This is a genomic window from Niallia sp. FSL W8-0951, assembly GCF_038006525.1.
GTDB classification, from domain to species: Bacteria; Bacillota; Bacilli; order Bacillales; family Cytobacillaceae; genus Niallia; species Niallia circulans.
Genome location: NZ_JBBOVK010000001.1, coordinates 260,854 through 279,565, shown reverse-complemented (window position 1 = coordinate 279,565; position 18,712 = coordinate 260,854). Strand labels below are relative to the sequence as shown.

Genomic DNA, 18,712 nt, shown 5'->3' with positions numbered 1-18,712 from the left:
GGGGTCAGTCTAAAAATATCTCTTCTAAAGTCGGTTCCTCAACATTGACTCGGTAAACGTTAGTATTACATGCCGTTAGGGCCCTTGTTATTTCAGAAATTCTATTTTCTTCATCAACTGTAATAGTCAGCGAATCCTCTTTACAGTGAATTTCCGTACCTTTATCTTTAATCCATTGTTGAAACTTTGATAATTCTGAAACAGGGATTGGACTATGTTTAATGTTCACGATAATATTGGAACGGTAAAATGCTCTGAGTTCATCCATTGTTCCGATTTTTACAATCTTGCCTTCTTTCATGATAGCAATTCTTGTACATAATTTCTCGACCTCATCCAAATTATGAGAAGTTAAAAAAATAGTCTTGCCTTCTCCATGCAGTCTTTTAATCAGCTTTTGAATTTGGATTGCTGATTCTGGATCCATTCCCGATGTTGGTTCATCCAAAAATAACAGGTCAGGATCATGGATTATAGCCTGAGCGACACCAAGTTTCTTTTTCATTCCAAAAGAGAACTTTCCTAATTTTTTATTAGCATGATCAGCTAATCCGACTGCATCCAATACCTCTAGACACACACTTTTTTGCGCAGGATTACCAGATAGTGCAGAGAAGAACCGCAAATGCTCCAGTGCTGTAGTGGATTCGTAGAAACTTGAATAATCAGGCAGGACACCAACTTTTCTTTTAAGCACTATGTCATCTATCTTTCCTCCCAACAAAGAAAATGAACCTGAAGTAGGTTTCGCAATCCCTGTCAGCATATTGATAAAGGTTGATTTCCCGGCGCCATTTCTACCAAGAAATCCAAATAATTCCCCTTTCTCAATTGTTAAATCAATTCCGTTAACTACCGTTATTCCGTTATACTTCTTTGATACCTTTACTGCTTTAATAGCTGACATCAGCATTCCCTCCTCTTGAAAAATAAATTAGTAAGATAAATTAAGATGCCTGCAAATACAAGAAGAACTAAGAAACTATAATCATTTAAGTCTAGATAATAAAAAGGTGATATATATTTTAGCCAGCTAATAGCTGGATTAGCACTGAGCGCAAACCAACCTCCTAGTATTGGTAACAATATCCCTCCAAGAATCCCAAGGAACATAGTTACTCCTGGCTTAATGATGAGTACAGACATTAAGAGAACAAATGATATCTGCAATGTAAGTAAGCTCATCGTCTGAGCAAAAACTAAAAGATCTATTTTTTCTGTTGTTAAAGCAATTATTAAGAATGATAAAAACAGGCAGACAAACCAAAACATCCAAATACCCAAAAACTTACCAATTATAATGGAAAACCTAGTTGTTTTAGTAACTAAAAATCGCATGGTTCTCTCATGGATTTCTCTATTTATACTGTCATGAGATAAACTCGCCACAAATAAATGTCCAAAAAACATCACTAAAAACAATAATCCAACTAAATGAACTTCACTAGCCTCTTTCGGTGTCAGTTCCATTGCTGTAGCTAAAATATCAGCAAACTTAGCCGTATAATAGGATGTGACTAAAAATACCAAGATTAACAGAATAGATTTAACCCCTTTGAATAATTGGAGAAATTCTCTTTTCCCTATAGTAAGCATAATATTAAACTCTCTCTTTCCTCAAAATTTATATACAAATTCTCTTAACTACCGCTTAATCTCTAACTCTTTGCTCCCGAAAATGGAGGAGAATTTGACCAATTATTCCAATCATCAGGATGATCGCTAAGCTAGAGTAATTCTGAGCTGCAAATTCATTTCCAATATGTCTTGAAAGCATAATTACGGCAGCTACGGTTGCTATAGCACTAAATACTTTTTTCATTTTACACCTCATTTCTTTAATCTATAAGGATTATATCTATCGTACCTTAACCCATTAAAATCGGAACCTTAATTCTTCCTTAATTTCTAATAATGAGGAAAAAAAATGATATGATATCTTTATATTTGGACATTAGGGAGACGAGTTATATGGAAAAGATAAGATTATTAATAGTGGATGATGAAAAGGCTATCCATCAGATGTTGAAGATTATTTTACAGAAGGAAGGATTTGAGCGAATTGATACTGCAGAAACAGCAGAGGAAGCATTACAACTATGCGCAGTTAATGATTACGGCTTAATTTTTCTAGATGTCATGCTTCCAGATCGAAGTGGTTTTGATATTTGCCCTTTCATTCGAGAAAAGACAAATGCCACCATCTTTTTCTTAACAGCGCGGTCCACTGACCTTGATAAACTTTCGGGGTTTGCATTAGGTGCTGATGATTATATCACCAAACCATTTAATCCATTGGAAGTAGTAGCGAGAGTGAAAGCTCATCTAAGAAGATATACAGCCAATACAGTAAAGGAATCAACTACATATCAATATGGTGACTTATTTGTAAATAGTTCATCTGGAGAAGTCGTGGTAAGAGGAGTTAAAGTTTCCTTGCCTGCACAGGTATATCAGTTACTACTATATTTCTGCAAGCATCCTAATCAACTTTTCAGTAAAGCTCAACTTTATGAAAATGTGTGGGGGGAGAATTTTCTTGGAGAAGATAACACGATTATGGTTCATATACGCAAACTTAGAGAAAAAATTGAAGTAAATCCCAGCCAGCCGCAGTATATCGTGACAGTGAGAGGGCTCGGCTATAAATTATCCGTAGAAGGTTTCAAATAAAATGAATATGACCAAACGATTCATCCTGCAATTCTTTTTTCAGCTTTTGTTTGTTTTCTTTCTCTTATCCATTATTTTTTTATTATTTTGGGCAATAATTGGATTCACTGCCATGAAAAACGCACTAAATACTGACTTGACTCAAGCTGACTCATCTAATATAGAAGATTGGATAACAGTTAAAGATGAGAAGATTTCTATATCTAATGATTTAAAGGATTTAGTCAGGAAACAGAATGGTTGGCTTGCCATCTTATCGGAGAACGGTAATCCCTTAGAAACATATAATCTGCCAGAGGGTAACTCATTCTCCAAAGCCGACTTTTCCCTGCTACTTTCAGAAAGTGAAGATTATCCATACCAATACTCTATGTGGCCAATTCAACAGGATACCGCAATGCCCCTCATAGTCCTTTATGGAAAAGAAGTTGGCAGCAAGTCCATTCTAAATACTATTAAAGTCGGAGTAAACTGGCAGAAAAATCAACTAAATATTCCAGATACTATTAGAAAAACTATTACAGATAAACACGGTTGGGTTCAGCTTGTTAGCAAAGATGGTGTAGTTCAGGACAATTATAAAGCTGTCAATCAAAAGGATAGGTACTCTTTTCAAGAACTATTTCAGCTTACTAATAACGAACAAAAGGATGTATCTGCCTACTTTAATAGAGAGACAGGACAGGTTCTTCTAACAGGTACAGACCAAACAAACAGCTTGCACTCCGATACAGAAATAATGCAAGATACTGGGAACAAAATTCTTTTCCTGTTTTTGCTTGCACTTTTATTGTTAATTACACTTAATATTTGGTTTGGCTATAAATTCGGTGCTCCACTTGTTACCATCATGAAATGGATTGGAGATTTGGGTAAAGAAAATTATGAAGAAGGGCATAATAAGCACTCCATGATGCTTACTAAAAAAGGAAAGCTACAACGGAAATATAAAATATACAAGGAATTGATTACCACTCTTACCCAATTGACAACATCGCTGGAGCAAAATAAACAATTAAGAATAAAGGCCAACAAAGCTCGCGATGAATGGATTAGCGGACTATCCCATGATTTAAAAACTCCGCTTGCCTCTATAGGAGGGTATGCTGAGATGCTACAGTCAGATCAATATTCATGGACCGAAGAAGAAGTTCGGACTTTTTCTAGCACAATCAAGGAAAAGGCGCACTACATGAAACAGCTCCTGGAAGATTTGACTTTAACGTATCAGCTTAGAAGTGAGGGCTTCCCTATCGCCAAGGAAAGAGTAGAAATAAATGAACAAATCAGACGAACTGTCATCCACTATGTGAATGGACCTGCAGGACAGCAATATGAATTTGTATTTCACCCTTACCCCAAGGAGCTGATTGCAGCAGTAGATCCGAAATGGTTCCAACGCATTATGGAAAATTTAATTGAAAATGCAATAAAGTATAATCCACCAAAAACGACTGTCACAATAACGATCGGAAAGCTCGACCATCATTTGCTGATAATTACGATTAGCGATAATGGTGTGGGCATGGATAATGAAACACTAAATAGATTATTCGAACGCTATTACAGAGGAACAAACACAAGCAGCTCAAAGAACGGAACAGGACTCGGTATGACGATAACCAAAAAGCTAATTGAACTCCATGGCGGTTCCATTAAAGTAAGAACAGAGCTCGAGAATGGAACAACGATCAGAATACTCCTCCCGTTACTTGATGACTAAATTTATCTTTATTGAAAAAACGAGAAAGTCCCTTTTTATAAAAAAAATTTTCAAACAAGTATACTGCGTTATCCACTGGTGAGTCTAATCGATTCTGTCCCAAAATCTGATTGGTTTTGGGAGTAGAACTTGAAGTTTAACCAAGCTATAAAACAGTAATAGCAAAAAGGTAGCTACTATAACATTGGCAATTCTCTTATATTTTTTTACGGTATTTGATGGATAAAAAAATTGCGCCCGATTTGTTGAATATGATTATGTTTTTACTAGCTAGTTTTATTTATTAAAAACAAAGGCTCTGTTAAATTTTAATGTAGAAATATGGATAGTAAGTAGGGGGAACCTTTTTTGGCTCCCCTCTCATTTTCATTCAGGGCTTAATAATTGAATGTTTCTGTACTTTTAACATAACCATAAATACAAATTATGCTATCTTCTTTAACAAACGGAATATTTAGCTTTTGTAATAATTCTATGAATTCATCAGTAATATCAAATCTTTCAGGTTCAATAAGTCTACCTCTACTTTTTACATACCTTGGTCTGATTCGCAACCATTCTATGGAATAGAACGGACGTAGCCCCTGTTCCCAATCCCCCCAATACCATACATCTTCTATAAAAGTTTCTGGGTAAGGAGCATCTTCTAATACATACTTAACTTGATAAGGTGGGGTGAACGGCAATGTATCAATTACACATTTCTGCAACTGCTCCCATTTCGTGTTGTTCATAACCGAAGCTAATTGTTTTTTATTTACAACTGTAACAACCTTTTGCTTTTCGTCCATATTCCCCTCCTAAAATCTAAACACTAAACTTTGATAGGCGTAAACTATCATAAGTGTCGGTCATCTCAAATACAAATGATATTAACAGAATTTCTTTAATTTTGTGTTTTGTGCTTTCGTTACTATGGTTATCTACAAACAAAAACCACGCAAGGTAGTGGTCGAGATACTTTGTAGCTACACCTTTAAAACGGTCTATCCATCGTTTGATTTAATTCGATAATGTTCTAATCCTTTTTCTTTTACATAGGTTTTCTAGGTTTTCCAAGCATCAGTAACGAGTACATTATCAGTTGTCAGTTTAGAGACAATCATAATCTCCACTATGATTTTAACGACATGCCCCATACAAGCTACTTTTGAGACAGTTACTTTGGTACGGTCTCTTGCAACAAGAACACAAACTTGTTCGTGGCTAATGCCTCTAAGTTTGGATTTCCAACACGTTTACGAGGTTTGCGTGCCGAAATCCTCCGTTGACCTTTTTGAGAGTATAGGAAATGGTTCTCGTCAACTTCAACAATCCCCTCAATGTTAAACTCCAACTCCTCCGCTTATTTTTCAACATAATTATCTAAAGTGAAATTTAAAGCTTTATCCAAGAATACAGCATGTTTGCGAATAAGAAATATCTTAACTATCTACACAGGAATTTAATCAAACTTTTTTTATAAATGATCGTACCTGATTAAAAGACGACATTTATGTATCTTATCCAGCTATTTGCTTCAGTTTTTTACTATCTCAGCAATATTCATATATTTACTTGTATGAAATCCCCATAAATCAACATTTCCAATAAATTTGTAGTTCTGCTCTATTAATAAGGTTTCCAAGCTCTCTTTTCGCTCATTAAAAGGAAGTTTATATTCATCTATCAATTGTGCTTCTTCTCCTACTATTTCATAATAACTAAATAAAATGGTGTAACCCATTAAAACGATCTCCTCTCTACTACCTATACAAATGTCTACTTAATGATTTTCCGGTTTCTTCTTTATGTTTCTTAGTATACCGTGGTAAAGTAAACTGAATATAAACTTCTCTAAATTAATTTTCAGTTTACATTTTCATAATAAAATAGGGATAACTTAAATTAATGGAGGTATTAGATGTTTAAAATACTCGTGGTAGAAGATGATACAAATACTAGGAAATTAATGTGTGCTGTTTTAAAGCAGCATGGATTTCAGACTTATGCTGCTAAAGATGGGATCGAAGCCCTTCAGATAATGGAAAAAGAGCATGTTGATTTAGCTGTACTCGATTTAATGATGCCCAAAATGAACGGTTATGAATTAACACAGCATTTAAGACAGACATGGGAGAATCTCCCTATTTTAATGGTTACCGCCAAGCAGGAGGCAGCAGATAAACGAAAAGGATTTCTTGTTGGTACGGATGATTATATGACCAAACCTGTAGATGAAGAAGAAATGATTTTACGTATTAAGGCTCTGCTGCGGAGAGCGAAGATTGTAAACGAGCATCGCTTAACGATCGGTAAGACTGTACTAGACTATGATGCCCTTACTGTTTCTCGTGAGAATCACGTTATTACCTTACCACCTAAAGAGTTTTTCTTATTGTTTAAACTATTATCGTATCCAAATATGATTTTCACTCGAATTCAGCTTATGGATGAAATTTGGGGAATGGAGTCTGAAACAGATGATCGTACACTCAATGTCCACATAAATCGATTAAGAGACAAGCTTCGTGATTTTCCAGAGTTTGAAATTTTGACAGTCAGAGGACTTGGTTATAAGGCAGTGAAAAAAGGATGAGAGAATTTTTTACAAAACGTTTAAGCCTTGCCATTACGCTAGTCATGTTTGTTTTTGGTGTCATGATGGCAACAGTCCTAGTTGTTGCTGTTATAACTTTTGCTTTACAGCATTTAGGGATTATTTCAGACAATAGTCAGCTTCCCGTATTCCCGCTCATTGCCTTTTTAGGTTTTTGCATTTTACTTGGGACTTCCCTAACAGCCTTTCTCAGTAAGAAAGCATTAAATCCTATTCGGACGGTAATTGATGCAACCCATAAAGTAGCCAGCGGGGATTTCTCTGTACAAGTTAACATAAAGGGAATAGGCGAATTAGAAGAATTATCTCATAGCTTTAATAAAATGACCCAAGAGCTTTCTGGAATTGAAACATTACGAAGTGATTTTGTTAATAATTTTTCTCATGAATTCAAAACACCTATTGTTTCATTACGCGGTTTCGCAAAATTACTAAAAGAAAATAACTTAACGGAAGAGGAAAGACAAGAATACCTTGATATAATCATTACCGAGTCTGAGCGCTTAGCTGCACTCTCTACAAATGTACTCATCCTATCAAAGTATGAAAATCTCGAGATTATTACCGAAAAAACTCCATTTCGATTAGATGAGCAAATTCGAAAAACGATTGTATTGATGGAACCAAAATGGTCCGCAAAAGATATAGTCATAGATGTCGAGCTTGATGAAGTTACTTTTCACGGAAATGAAGATTTAACTCAGCAAATTTGGCTAAATCTTTTAGATAACGCTATTAAGTTTTCCGAAATAGGCGGAAACATAACAATACATCTTACTAAGTTCAAAGAAGAAATTTGTTTTTCGATTCAAGATAATGGTCCTGGAATGGATGACCAAACAAAAAAACGTCTTTTTGATAAATTTTATCAAGGCGATACCTCTCATTCCCAATCGGGAAATGGTTTAGGATTAGCACTTGTAAAGAGAATCGTCGAACTATGTAACGGGAAAATTTATGTGGAGAGTGAAAAAGGAAAAGGAAGTATTTTTATGGTGAGGCTCTAAGCTTGTTTGAAGATGGCAAAAAGATAACCAAATTAGACAACAGTAGCTAATCCGTTATCTTTTTACCATTTTTTCTACCTGACATCGTATTTGATAAAATTTACTAATTAATGGATGATTCAGTGTCTTTCTATCTATACTACTTAATCTCCTTTTTCCAATCCTCCTATCAAACATAGCAAAAGCTCTAATAAATTCATTCTCAGAATGTAAAGCATGATCTATAGAAAGAGCGCAATAATCAAGAAAGGATTGATAGACATATCCACTATCCATTATATTTGCAGTAAAGAGGCTTTGTTCCGCCTCTTCAGACCATTCTGGCTTTTAACTTACTCCATTGCATCTGCTATTCCTCTCTTTTAAAAACTATCTTAATAACCTTATTATAGTTGCAGCTAAAAATAAAAGAGGCACATTTAATATGAGTATGTGCCTCTTATATCCGACTATAAAACTATTTTATCCCCAAATCTCTTTCGCTACATCTACAATATATTTTAATTTATTCCATTGTTCTTCTTCTGTTAAGATGTTTCCATGATGGGTTGAAGCAAATCCACATTGCGGGCTGATACAAAGCTGTTCAAGAGCAACGTATTTAGAAGCCTCTTCTACACGTGCTTTGATTGCTGCTTTATCTTCTAATTCACCCGTTTTGGAAGTGAATACACCTAAAACTACTTGTGGTCCTCCATTTGGCACAAATTCAAGTGGGTTGAAACCACCAGAACGCTCATCATCGTACTCCAAGAAGAAGCCATCTACTTTTTCCTTCGCAAAGAAGCTAGGGGCAATTTTATCATATGGACCTTCAAACGCCCAAGTAGATTGATAGTTTCCACGGCAAAGATGTGTTGTTACGATTAAATCTTCTGGCTTTCCTTCTAGAACACCATTCACAACGTGTAATGCTAAGTCGATTAATTCTTGTCTTTCTAACTCACTTTTTGCAAATGGCAGCTTTGGAGCACAAAGTCCTGCAATATATACATCATCAAATTGTAGATAACGGCAGCCTGCCTCATAGAATGCTTGAACAGCATCACGATAAGCTTGGATAATATCATTTGCATAATCTTCAATATCCGGATAGATTTCTTCATTACGGATACCGGCATTGAAAAATTGGTTTGGACTTGGAATGGTCATTTTTGCAACGGCACGATCGCCCACAATCTCATAGAATTCCTTAAAATCTTTTAAATGAGGATGATCAGGATTAAATGATACTTTTCCTGTTACTCGCACATCGTAAGCTTCCGTTTCAACCCCATTAAATTTATAACCATGGTCAGGTACATAGCCTTCTACTCCTGTTAAATGCTCCATGAAATCAGTATGCCAGAATCTGCGGCGGAACTCTCCATCTGTAACTGCTTGAAGACCCACCTCAATCTGCTTGTCCACAATACGTTTAATTTCTTCTGTTTCTACTGCACGTAGCTCTTCTGCTGAAATAACTCCATCTGCAAAATTCTTTCTAGCATCATGAATAGATTGAGGACGCAGTAAACTTCCTACGTGATCTGCTCTAAATGGTGCTTTAATAATCGTTTTTGTCATGTGAATCCCTACCTCCGTAAATTTCTTCTCTCTTTTTAATATTAGACTTTTCAGAAAAGTATATATATTATTATGTATAGAAAAATCTCGGTTGCGACTTTCGTCATGCTAGAATCTATAACTTGTTTAAATGTAACATGAAAACAAGTCGATGGAAATACGAAAAATTTAAACTCTTGTGATTATTTAAACTTTTTTAAGTTATTCTACACTATTTCCCACAAGATTACTAGCCAATAAAAAGGAAAAAATAGACACAAACTATTATCGGACTCAATAATTTGTGTCTATTTACTTTATATTTTTTACTATTTAATATTCAAATCATGATGCAATGACTCAGATGGAATAGAATTAAGAGGAACCTGCCCCTTTGGTACTGGCTCTTTCACATACACAAAGTCTCCTGTTCCATCTTGAGCGCTGCCTGTTGCCCATAGACCTTCTGAAGAAGCATCTCCTTCTGATAGATTCCAAAATTCATACGCTTCTGGCTGAGATTCTTTTTCTGCTTCCGGAGGGAAGCTAGCTGGAACAACTACACCATTTTTAGCTTCTAATTCCTCGATTGCTGCTAGCCATTGATATTGATGGTAACGGTCACGAGCTAACATTTTTCTAAATGTGGCTCTAACTCCTTCATCAGTTGTCATATGATACAATCTTGCTACCTGTAAGCGTCCTTGGCTTTCTGCATGTAAATTTGAACGCATATCCGCTAAAAGATTTCCACTTGCGACAATATACGATCCGTTCCATGGTACCCCATTAGAATTAGTTGGCATGCCACCCAATCCACTTACAAGCAGATGTTGTGGATTAATTCCCCCCATAATGGCTGCAACTGCTGGATCTTTCGCTGCTTCAGCCTGATCCTCAGGTGATGCACCATCTAGTAGCTGACTGATTAAAGAGCAAAGCATTTCAACGTGACCAATCTCTTCTGTTCCTATATCCATGAGCATATCCTTATATTTTTCTTCTCCGCGACAATTAAAACCTTGGAAAAGATATTGCATCATTACGGTCATTTCACCGAATTGTCCTCCAAGCACCTCTTGAATTTGACGTGCTAACATTGGATCTGGTCTGTCCACTTTCACTTCAAACTGTAATTCTTTTTGATGACGAAACATGACGCTATCTCCTCCTTGACTTTTCATATTGCTGTTCGCTTAAAATGTACCCCGTCTCAAAACATAATAAACAAAAGAAAAAATTTTAATATAGTAAATACTCCTTTACAACACTATCAAATAACTCCATTTTCTATTATTCTTCTATTCGCATAAGTTTAAGTTATTTTCAACAAAAATAAGCCATTTCGCTCAAATAAAACGCTTACATTTAAGAAAAAAGAACCATTGCGATTCTTCTTTGAAGTTTTTACACTATTGTTATATTGGAAAATATTATTTACAAGGGGGAAAGTGAATGAGTAATTTGGCCAAAGATGCAAAAAAGCAATCTCCGCCTTACGATTTCGTACAAATTGCCAATAGTTCTAAGTTCAAGCAATTAATGTCCCAAAAGAAAAAATTTCTAATTCCTCTCACCGTCTTCTTTTTACTCTTTTATTTTATGTTACCAATTTTGACTTCTTACACAACTATTTTAAACAAGCCTGCTATCGGATCGATTACATGGACGTGGGTGTATGCATTTGCACAGTTTATCATGACTTGGGTGTTATCCATGATTTATGTTCGAAAGGCAATGAAATTTGATGAATTAGCTACTGACATTGTGGAAGAAAACCAGATGGAAGGGGCTAAAAATAAATGAGTCCAATCGCATTAATGTTGTTTGTCATTATCGTCCTCATCACTCTTATCATTACATATTGGGCAGCTAAAAGAACCAATACAACAAGTGAATTTTATACAGCTGGCGGGGGATTAACAGGCTGGCAAAATGGCTTAGCCATTGCAGGGGACTATTTATCAGCCGCCTCCTTCCTCGGAATAGCAGGTGCCATCGCGTTAACTGGGTTTGATGGATTTTTCTATTCGATTGGATACTTAGTTGCTTATTTAGTCGTTCTTTATATTGTTGCAGAACCACTAAGAAATTTAGGAAAGTATACGATTGCTGATATGATAAATGCCCGCTTTGATCAGAAAAAAGTGCGAGGTGCAGCCGCATTAAGTACGATTACCATTGTAATTTTTTATATGATTGCTCAATTAGTTGGAGCTGGCGCCCTTATCCAGCTATTATTGGGAATCGATTATTGGCTTGCAGTTTTAATTGTTGGCATCATGATGACTATTTATGTATTATTTGGCGGTATGACTGCTACAAGCTGGGTTCAAATTATTAAAGCTGTCCTTTTAATGCTTGGAACAGTTGTTATCTCCTTTCTTGTTCTTGCAAAATTCAACTTTAATATCCTTACAATGTTCGACGAAATCAAAACACTTACACCATTAGGAGAAAGTTATATCAATCCTGGCGTGAAGTATACCAACTCTCTCGATACTATTTCTATGATGGCAGCACTCGTTCTAGGAACGGCAGGTCTGCCGCATATACTAATGCGCTTCTTCACAGTAAAAGATGCGAAAACAGCTAGAAGCTCTGTTGTAACAGCAACTTGGGTTATAGGCATTTTTTATATCTTAACCATCTTTTTAGGCTTTGGAGCTGCTGCTTTTGTAGGGGCTGCCGACATTGTGGAAGCAAATGCCGCGGGCAATATGGCAGCACCATTGCTTGCTCACGCTCTTGGCGGTGACTTTTTAATGAGTTTTGTTTCTGCAGTAGCATTTGCGACCATTCTAGCAGTTGTTGCAGGACTTGTATTATCAGGCGCCTCAGCCTTTGCCCATGATATATATGGTCAAATAATAAAAAAAGGAAAGGTTACCGAAAAACAGCAAATGAATGCAGCTCGTTATGCCTCGGTTGCAGTAGCCTTTCTATCCATTATCCTTGCCCTATTTGCTCAAAAAATGAATGTAGCCTTTCTCGTATCCCTTGCATTCTGTGTAGCAGCCAGTGCTAATTTACCAGTTATTATTTTTACAATCTACTGGAAAAGATTTAATACAGCCGGCGCTATATCCGGCGTAGTAACAGGACTACTTACGGCGTTAGTGTTGGTTGCCATCAGCCCGAGTGTACTTAACCCTGAACCTGGTGCTGCTATTTTAACTGGAACTGCTATATTCCCACTAACAAATCCTGCTATCATTTCAATTCCTGCAGGTTTTCTCGGTGCATTTATTGGGACCATCCTCTCCAATAAACGAGATGAAAAGAAATACGCCGAGGTTATTGTGAAAGCAAATACGGGTATGAAGTGATGAAAAAGACACTGACTTTCTGTAACTTAAAAGTTAGAGTAGAGTCAGTTCTTTTCATTTTCCGGGAAATAAAATGACAAAAAGCGCCAAAAGTCGATTACTTCTCAAAGTAATCAACCCTTCACTGTCCCTCGACTATATCAGCAAACTCCTCTAATGTGGTAGAGTACTTAATATACTTACGCGGTAACAGATAGAGTTCATTTTTTATTCCCTTTTCACTATAGAATTCTGGTGTTGTGGTTAGCCCGAAAGAATAATACTTCTTGACTTCCTCCATTGCCTTAGAATCAATATTTCCATAAGGATAAGACAGTGCAATAACTTCCTTTCCTGTAATTGCTTCGATTTTGTCTTTCGATTCTTTTAACTCATGTTTATAGTCTGTTGTTTTCACCAAATCAGGATGTGTTGCTGTATGGGATTGAATTGAAATAAAACCAGAACTAGCTAATTCTTTCAACTCTTGATTAGATAACCTATTGGCATTTCCGATAAAATCTGCTATAACAAACATCGTTGCTGTTGGGGTAAAATCGTCGGTTTTTATCTTTTGAAAAATTTCAAACACTCTTAAATTATTTTTATAACCATCGTCTAACGTAATAAAAATTGGCTTTTTAACTTTATTTATATCTTGCCATCTTTCAAAAGTTAACGGAGTAAAACCATGATCTCGTAAATAAATCATTTGCTTTTCAAAATTTGCTGGAGTCACATATAAATCTTTTGAACCTTGTCCATGAAACTCTTCAATGGAATGGTACACCAAAATCGGAATCTTTGTTTGTGCAATGCCCATAGAAGGTAGAAAAGGAAATAAAAAAAATAACAGCATTACAGTTTTTTTCATCACTCATTCCTCATTTTGACAAAGATTTATAAGGGAAGTTACCTCAAAGATAGAGATAACTCCCCTTTAAATTAATGCATATTGTTATTCATATTCATTTGCTGCTGCATCATTGGAGCTCCTTGTGCAGGTGCAAATCCGTTTAAGATATTTTGCATATCTTGAGCAGCTAGCTGAGGAACTTGATAATAATGATGCTTGTTTTGGTATAAAGATACTTCATAAGCCATTTCCAAACAGTTCGGAATAGAAGCTGCAATAACTCGACGTACAACCGGATTAGTTGTTTCAGCTGCTGCCATTGTTTTCATGGAAGCAGAAGCTTTTAATGCACTAAGCATTGCAACTGCAGCTTGCTGATCACTCATTTCCGTCACATTTTGAATTGGCTTTGCAGGAGGCATCTGGGTCATTCCAAAGATGAAATCATTATTTTCTTTCATCATATATGGTTCAGTTCTCTTTGCAGGAGGTTGTCCAGTTTGAAAACACTCTAATGTTAAATTGTACTCTTCTTGAATAAATTGATATTGTCTGTTTTGAATATCTCGTAATTCTGGATCCTGAATATGGTTTCCTAACAATTTATACAAATTCATTGTATTTATTGCTCCAACTAGTACTTCATGAACATCAAACATTTCATGTCCGCCATGATTCATCGCTTGTGGAACTTGACCTGTTTGTAGATTTTGGTGTACTTGCTGTCCGTTTTGCAACAATATAATCTCCTCCTGTAAATGGATTTTAAACAACAGGATTAGTATGGTGAACGTTCTGGAAACTATACGCTTAAAAATTGTTAATAATCGACAATGATAGAACTATTGCTTTGTTAATTTTTACTAGAGACTAAAGGTTTTAAAAACACTAAACCATGGATTTTTTTCTTTCTTTTTATCCATCCTATCACTAGGAGGTGTCAAGATGCCTAGAAATCAAGTTCAAGTAAATGTTGATCCAAATATGGATGGTCCACGTGAAGGGGTAATTGCGGACGCTGATGGAGATCAGTTAGGAATAAGTAGAGATACAGAAGTTGAAACCACAGCATTTCATGTCAAGCAATTAAAAAAAGATCCTGAATTAACAAAATTTAATCAGACTTTTAAAGATAAATGAAAGTAACACGAAAATTAGCAATTGTATGGAGGAAAAAATGAATAATTATTTGGATACGATGGTCACTAAAGTGAAAGATTCCATTATTCAGGCAGCTGATTCGGTTCGAAAAGGTCTTTTCACCTTAACGGGTGAAACTTCTCTGTCCGTAAATGAACTGGCAAAATATATAAAAGAAAATAAGGAAACAAAAACAGAAAGCAAATATTTATTAGGCAATTATTATTACTTCAGTCATTTACAAGAGAATGGCATTCGTTATTATTTAGAAACAAATGGAGATTTCATCCTACAGTTGGATGCGAGTTCAAAAGACCAGGTATTGATCGCCTATCGTTCATACAAGGACAAGCTTTCTATAAATACTCCCGTGAAATTTCCAAAGATGTGATAAAAAAGGGTAAAAACAGGAAGGAGTTAACTTTCCTGTTTTTACCAATCTTTTCATTCGACTTTTCCTTCCCAGTTTTGCATACCACCAATGACATTTACTACCCTATATCCATATTTATTTAATATTTGAGCAGCCTGATTACTTCTTCCTCCCGATTGACATATAATAAAATATTCTTTTTGTTTATCTAATTCATGCAATCTAAATTCAATAAGACGCAAAGAAATATTTATTGCTTCAGGAATTTTCCCTGTCGCTACTTCCGCTGGTTCCCGAACATCAATAATCGAGACTTTCTCTCCACTCCGTAATTTGCTATTTAATTCCGTTGTTGTTATTTCTTTCATTTCATTTACCCCTTCCCTCGAAAAACTAATTTTAGATAAATAAATTCACATGGCCATCCTCTGCTTCAGCCAAATAGGCAGCAACACCAGCATAATCAATCCCTTTTAACAGCTCTTCTTCTTTTAATCCAAGTAAATCCATTGTCATCGTACATGCGACAAGATTTACCTTCTGTTCCTGCGCCATTGCTATTAATTGCGGAAGTGTCATTGCCTGATGCTGTTTGATAACATGTTTAATCATCTTAGGACCAAATCCTAAAAAGTTCATTTTGGATAAACCCATTCTATCTGCTCCCTTCGGCATCATTTTTCCAAAGAGCTTTTCTAACAATCCCTTATTTACTTGTATATTCTCTTTTTTTCTTAAAGCATTTAATCCCCAAAAAGTATGAAAGATAGTGACTTCATGATCATAAGCAGCTGCACCATTAGCAATTATATAGGCAGCCATCGCTTTATCATATTCACCACTGAATAACACAATCGTCGTTTTCGTTGTCATTTTATCTCCCTCTCCCAATTAACTTTACCCCTATAGGTATATAATCATCTAAAATTATAAGCTCTATAGGTTCTAGAGCTTTTTATCTTTGTTCATTATCTGCTTTTGACTAACAGATTTACTGCTTCCTTAATTACATCATCCATTCTTTCTCCGTTTTCCTGGGCTTCTACCACACAGTCAACTAAGTTAGTGCTCACAATAACACCCATTGTTCGGTCTACTGCTGAACGAACAGCTGATAACTGTGTAATCACTTCCTTACAATCTTTATTCTCCTCCATCATTTTCAGAATTCCTCTTAATTGTCCTTCCATCCGCTTAACTCTATTTTTTAATTGATCATTATATTCCAAAGAAAATACCCCTTCCATTTGCCATATTTTCAGTTAGTCACTATTATCCTACATTATACATGATTTATTGATCATTATTATAGCCTGTCAAACTAGCTGAAGCGAATATATAGCATGCCTAACTAAAGAGCATTCTTTTTTTCTTTTATTTTTTCTTAATCCAAAATTTAATGGTAGAGCCTACTTGTTCCGTCTTTAAAATTTGATGTCCTACTTTTTTTGTCCATGCTGGCAAATCACTTAATACCCCTCTATCTGTCGCTTGCAACTCTAACACTTGCTTGCTCTCTAATTGATCCATCCCTTGTTTTAATTTCACAATTGGCATTGGACAAGTTAATCCGGAAACATCCAGTACTGTATCAATTTGAAAGCTTTCGTCTTCTCTTATTTCTTCATTTGTTTGGCTGCTTCCTTCCGTTCTTTCTGCCATTTCTGTATCCGCAAAAGCTGAAGAATAGGTTTTCCATCCACCATCAACGTTTTTTACATTAAAACCGTTATTTTTTAATATTCTACTAGCTAAATATCCTCTTAAACCAACTTGACAGCTCACATAAATCGGTTGATTTTTTGGTAATTCAGCCATTCTCTCTCTTATTTCACCTAACGACATATTAAGTGACCCTTCTATATATCCAAACTCTCGCTCAACACTTTCTCTTACATCCAGTAAATAGCCACCGTTTTGCACTATCTGATCTACCTCATGCCATTGGATTTGCTCTAATTCTCCATCTACAATATTTACTGCCACATATCCTGCCATATTTACAGGATCCTTGGCAGATGAATATGGCGGTGCATACGATAGTTCTAAATTAGTTAGATCTTCTACGGTTAGATTACCTTTAATTGCAGTTGCAATGACATCAATTCGTTTATCGACACCTCCCCTTCCAATTGCTTGTGCCCCATATATTTGTCCTGATTCTTTATCAAATATCAATTTGAAAGCAATAGAAGAACTTTCAGGATAGTAACCAGCATGTGAATTTGGGTGAATATGAACCACCTCATAAGGAATCCCCCATTTTTGGAGTGTTTTTTCATTATTTCCAGTAGTAGCTACTGTTAAGTCAAACACTTTAACAATTGAAGTACCTAATGTTCCTTCGTACTTCTCTTTTTTTCCCATCATATTATTAGCAGCAATTCTACCTTGGCGATTTGCTGGCCCTGCAAGTGGTATCATTGTTTTCTTTCTATTGATATAGTCACGAACTTCAATAGCATCCCCAACAGCATAAATATCTTGATTAGAAGTTTGTAACAAGTGATTTACAACAATACCACCTTGTTCTCCAATTTCTAGTCCCGCTTGTTTGGCTAACTCATTTTCTGGCCTTACTCCAATAGATAGAATGGTCATATCTGTTTGAACTTCCGTCCCATCTTCCAGTACTATGATATCTCCATTGCCTTTAAATTCTTTTACTCCATTTCCTAAAATAAGCGTTATTCCATTTTGCTTAAGATGTGTTTGAACAGGACCTGCCATTTCCACATCCAGTGGACCTAAAACTTGATGCCCCTTCTCCACAATCATTACCTTTATTCCACGGGCAGCTAGGTTTTCTGCCATTTCTACACCAATAAATCCGCCACCTATAATTACAGCACTTTCTGGTGCGTTTTGATCAACAAAGGCTTTTATGCGATCTGTATCTGGTATATTTCTTAGTGTAAATAGTGATTGATGGTTTTCTATACCTAATATAGGGGGAATAATTGGTCTTGCTCCTGGTGAAAGCAACAGCTTATCATAAGTTTCTTCGTATATCTCTTCTGTTTGTAAATTTTTAATCGTGACTTTTTTATTATTCGAATCAATCGATATTGCTTCACTCTGTACTCTAATATCCAATAAAAACTTTTTTGACATTCCTTCCACTGTCTGTACAAGCAACTTACTTCTGTCTTTAATCGTTTCTCCAATATAATAAGGCAGCCCACAATTAGCAAAAGAAATGTGCTCTCCTTTTTCAATCAAGATAATTTCTACTTCTTCACTTATCCTTCTTAATCGTGCAGCAGCTGTTGCTCCACCTGCCACACCACCAATAATAATTACTTTCTTACTCATAAAAAGCTCCTCCTTTATACCGTACGGGGTATTATTTTCGATAAAAAATATACCCCGTGGGGTTTATATGAATATTATAGAGAGCAAACAAAAATAAGTAAAGAAAAAAATGCTAGGTATTATAAAAGACTATTGTTTTTTCGTATAATAGTTCATTAGTAAATATAGCGGTC

At 35.7% G+C, this 18,712-nt stretch carries 21 protein-coding genes and 2 pseudogenes; 8 read left to right on the top strand and 15 right to left on the bottom strand.

Features of this window, described 5'->3' with window-relative positions:
• Window positions 1-4: 4 nt before the first annotated feature.
• Genes NSS71_RS01230 through NSS71_RS01220 form a run of 3 tightly spaced genes read right to left on the bottom strand, consistent with a single transcriptional unit; the run spans window position 5 to window position 1,822 of the window.
• A complete protein-coding gene (locus tag NSS71_RS01230; RefSeq protein ID WP_047941413.1) occupies window positions 5-907 on the bottom strand; it encodes an ABC transporter ATP-binding protein in 903 nt (300 codons plus the stop codon).
• A complete protein-coding gene (locus tag NSS71_RS01225) occupies window positions 907-1,596 on the bottom strand; it encodes an ABC transporter permease (RefSeq protein ID WP_047941412.1) in 690 nt (229 codons plus the stop codon). The genes NSS71_RS01230 and NSS71_RS01225 overlap by 1 nt, the downstream gene beginning before the upstream one ends.
• A gap of 55 nt (window positions 1,597-1,651) precedes the next feature.
• Complete coding sequence (locus tag NSS71_RS01220) at window positions 1,652-1,822, bottom strand: hypothetical protein (protein WP_156485452.1); 171 nt, start codon at window positions 1,820-1,822, stop codon at window positions 1,652-1,654.
• Window positions 1,823-1,971: 149 nt separating this feature from the next.
• Between NSS71_RS01220 and NSS71_RS01215 the strand changes: the two genes are divergently transcribed.
• Complete coding sequence (locus tag NSS71_RS01215) at window positions 1,972-2,673, top strand: response regulator transcription factor (protein WP_061800271.1); 702 nt, start codon at window positions 1,972-1,974, stop codon at window positions 2,671-2,673.
• Window position 2,674: 1 nt separating this feature from the next.
• Entirely contained in the window at window positions 2,675-4,396 is a 1,722-nt protein-coding gene (locus tag NSS71_RS01210) for a sensor histidine kinase (RefSeq protein ID WP_341151230.1), read from the top strand.
• A gap of 377 nt (window positions 4,397-4,773) precedes the next feature.
• Here the strand turns inward: NSS71_RS01210 and NSS71_RS01205 are convergent, their stop codons facing one another.
• From NSS71_RS01205 to NSS71_RS01195, 3 genes and pseudogenes are all read right to left on the bottom strand, one after another.
• Window positions 4,774-5,187 carry a DUF6678 family protein gene (locus NSS71_RS01205; RefSeq protein ID WP_061800274.1) on the bottom strand — a complete coding sequence of 138 codons (414 nt, stop codon included), beginning with the start codon at window positions 5,185-5,187 and terminating at the stop codon, window positions 4,774-4,776.
• A gap of 16 nt (window positions 5,188-5,203) precedes the next feature.
• Window positions 5,204-5,726, bottom strand: a pseudogene (locus NSS71_RS01200) (IS1595 family transposase); the annotation flags it as partial.
• Window positions 5,727-5,915: 189 nt separating this feature from the next.
• Window positions 5,916-6,122, bottom strand: a complete 207-nt coding sequence (locus NSS71_RS01195; protein ID WP_047941409.1) for a hypothetical protein — start codon at window positions 6,120-6,122, stop codon at window positions 5,916-5,918.
• A gap of 177 nt (window positions 6,123-6,299) precedes the next feature.
• Here NSS71_RS01195 and NSS71_RS01190 point away from each other — a divergent pair, with 177 nt between their 5' ends.
• Together NSS71_RS01190 and NSS71_RS01185 are read left to right on the top strand one after the other, a co-directional pair.
• Window positions 6,300-6,974, top strand: coding sequence for a response regulator transcription factor (locus NSS71_RS01190; RefSeq protein WP_047941408.1), 675 nt, complete (start codon window positions 6,300-6,302; stop codon window positions 6,972-6,974).
• Window positions 6,971-8,002 (top strand): HAMP domain-containing sensor histidine kinase, encoded by a 1,032-nt coding sequence (locus NSS71_RS01185; RefSeq protein ID WP_095257875.1) that lies wholly within the window; start codon window positions 6,971-6,973, stop codon window positions 8,000-8,002. The genes NSS71_RS01190 and NSS71_RS01185 overlap by 4 nt, the downstream gene beginning before the upstream one ends.
• 54 nt (window positions 8,003-8,056) lie before the next feature.
• On the opposite strand, the pseudogene NSS71_RS25630 reads toward NSS71_RS01185, so the two are convergent.
• The 3 genes and pseudogenes from NSS71_RS25630 to NSS71_RS01175 all read right to left on the bottom strand — a co-directional run.
• A pseudogene (locus tag NSS71_RS25630) lies at window positions 8,057-8,311 on the bottom strand (SF0329 family protein); the annotation flags it as partial.
• Between the two features lie 153 nt (window positions 8,312-8,464).
• On the bottom strand, window positions 8,465-9,568 hold the full coding sequence (locus tag NSS71_RS01180) for a 5-methyltetrahydropteroyltriglutamate--homocysteine S-methyltransferase (protein WP_061800280.1): 1,104 nt from the start codon (window positions 9,566-9,568) through the stop codon (window positions 8,465-8,467).
• Window positions 9,569-9,876: 308 nt separating this feature from the next.
• Window positions 9,877-10,704 carry a manganese catalase family protein gene (locus NSS71_RS01175; RefSeq protein WP_341151229.1) on the bottom strand — a complete coding sequence of 276 codons (828 nt, stop codon included), beginning with the start codon at window positions 10,702-10,704 and terminating at the stop codon, window positions 9,877-9,879.
• Window positions 10,705-11,002: 298 nt separating this feature from the next.
• Between NSS71_RS01175 and NSS71_RS01170 the strand changes: the two genes are divergently transcribed.
• Together NSS71_RS01170 and NSS71_RS01165 are read left to right on the top strand one after the other, a co-directional pair.
• Window positions 11,003-11,353 (top strand): DUF485 domain-containing protein, encoded by a 351-nt coding sequence (locus NSS71_RS01170; RefSeq protein WP_341151228.1) that lies wholly within the window; start codon window positions 11,003-11,005, stop codon window positions 11,351-11,353.
• Complete coding sequence (locus tag NSS71_RS01165; protein ID WP_047941403.1) at window positions 11,350-12,876, top strand: solute symporter family protein; 1,527 nt, start codon at window positions 11,350-11,352, stop codon at window positions 12,874-12,876. Before NSS71_RS01170 ends, NSS71_RS01165 begins: the two co-directional genes overlap by 4 nt.
• A gap of 121 nt (window positions 12,877-12,997) precedes the next feature.
• On the opposite strand, the gene NSS71_RS01160 is transcribed toward NSS71_RS01165, so the two are convergent.
• A complete protein-coding gene (locus NSS71_RS01160; protein WP_341151227.1) occupies window positions 12,998-13,729 on the bottom strand; it encodes a polysaccharide deacetylase family protein in 732 nt (243 codons plus the stop codon).
• A 71-nt stretch (window positions 13,730-13,800) separates the two neighbouring features.
• Window positions 13,801-14,391: a spore coat protein gene (locus NSS71_RS01155; protein ID WP_095320305.1), complete on the bottom strand. Its 591-nt coding sequence runs from the start codon at window positions 14,389-14,391 to the stop codon at window positions 13,801-13,803.
• A 265-nt stretch (window positions 14,392-14,656) separates the two neighbouring features.
• Here NSS71_RS01155 and NSS71_RS01150 point away from each other — a divergent pair, with 265 nt between their 5' ends.
• Both NSS71_RS01150 and NSS71_RS01145 read left to right on the top strand, forming a co-directional pair.
• Entirely contained in the window at window positions 14,657-14,851 is a 195-nt protein-coding gene (locus tag NSS71_RS01150; protein ID WP_095257878.1) for a hypothetical protein, read from the top strand.
• Between the two features lie 37 nt (window positions 14,852-14,888).
• On the top strand, window positions 14,889-15,242 hold the full coding sequence (locus NSS71_RS01145) for a hypothetical protein (protein WP_172865439.1): 354 nt from the start codon (window positions 14,889-14,891) through the stop codon (window positions 15,240-15,242).
• A gap of 53 nt (window positions 15,243-15,295) precedes the next feature.
• On the opposite strand, the gene NSS71_RS01140 is transcribed toward NSS71_RS01145, so the two are convergent.
• The 4 genes from NSS71_RS01140 to NSS71_RS01125 form a co-directional block, all read right to left on the bottom strand.
• Window positions 15,296-15,592: a rhodanese-like domain-containing protein gene (locus NSS71_RS01140; protein ID WP_047941401.1), complete on the bottom strand. Its 297-nt coding sequence runs from the start codon at window positions 15,590-15,592 to the stop codon at window positions 15,296-15,298.
• Between the two features lie 31 nt (window positions 15,593-15,623).
• The gene (locus tag NSS71_RS01135; protein WP_341151226.1) at window positions 15,624-16,097 is read right to left on the bottom strand and encodes a DsrE/DsrF/DrsH-like family protein; all 474 of its coding nucleotides are present in this window, start codon (window positions 16,095-16,097) and stop codon (window positions 15,624-15,626) included.
• Between the two features lie 95 nt (window positions 16,098-16,192).
• The gene (locus NSS71_RS01130; RefSeq protein WP_047941399.1) at window positions 16,193-16,453 is read right to left on the bottom strand and encodes a metal-sensitive transcriptional regulator; all 261 of its coding nucleotides are present in this window, start codon (window positions 16,451-16,453) and stop codon (window positions 16,193-16,195) included.
• Window positions 16,454-16,598: 145 nt separating this feature from the next.
• Window positions 16,599-18,539, bottom strand: coding sequence for an FAD-dependent oxidoreductase (locus tag NSS71_RS01125; protein WP_341151225.1), 1,941 nt, complete (start codon window positions 18,537-18,539; stop codon window positions 16,599-16,601).
• Between the last annotated feature and the right edge of the window lie 173 nt (window positions 18,540-18,712).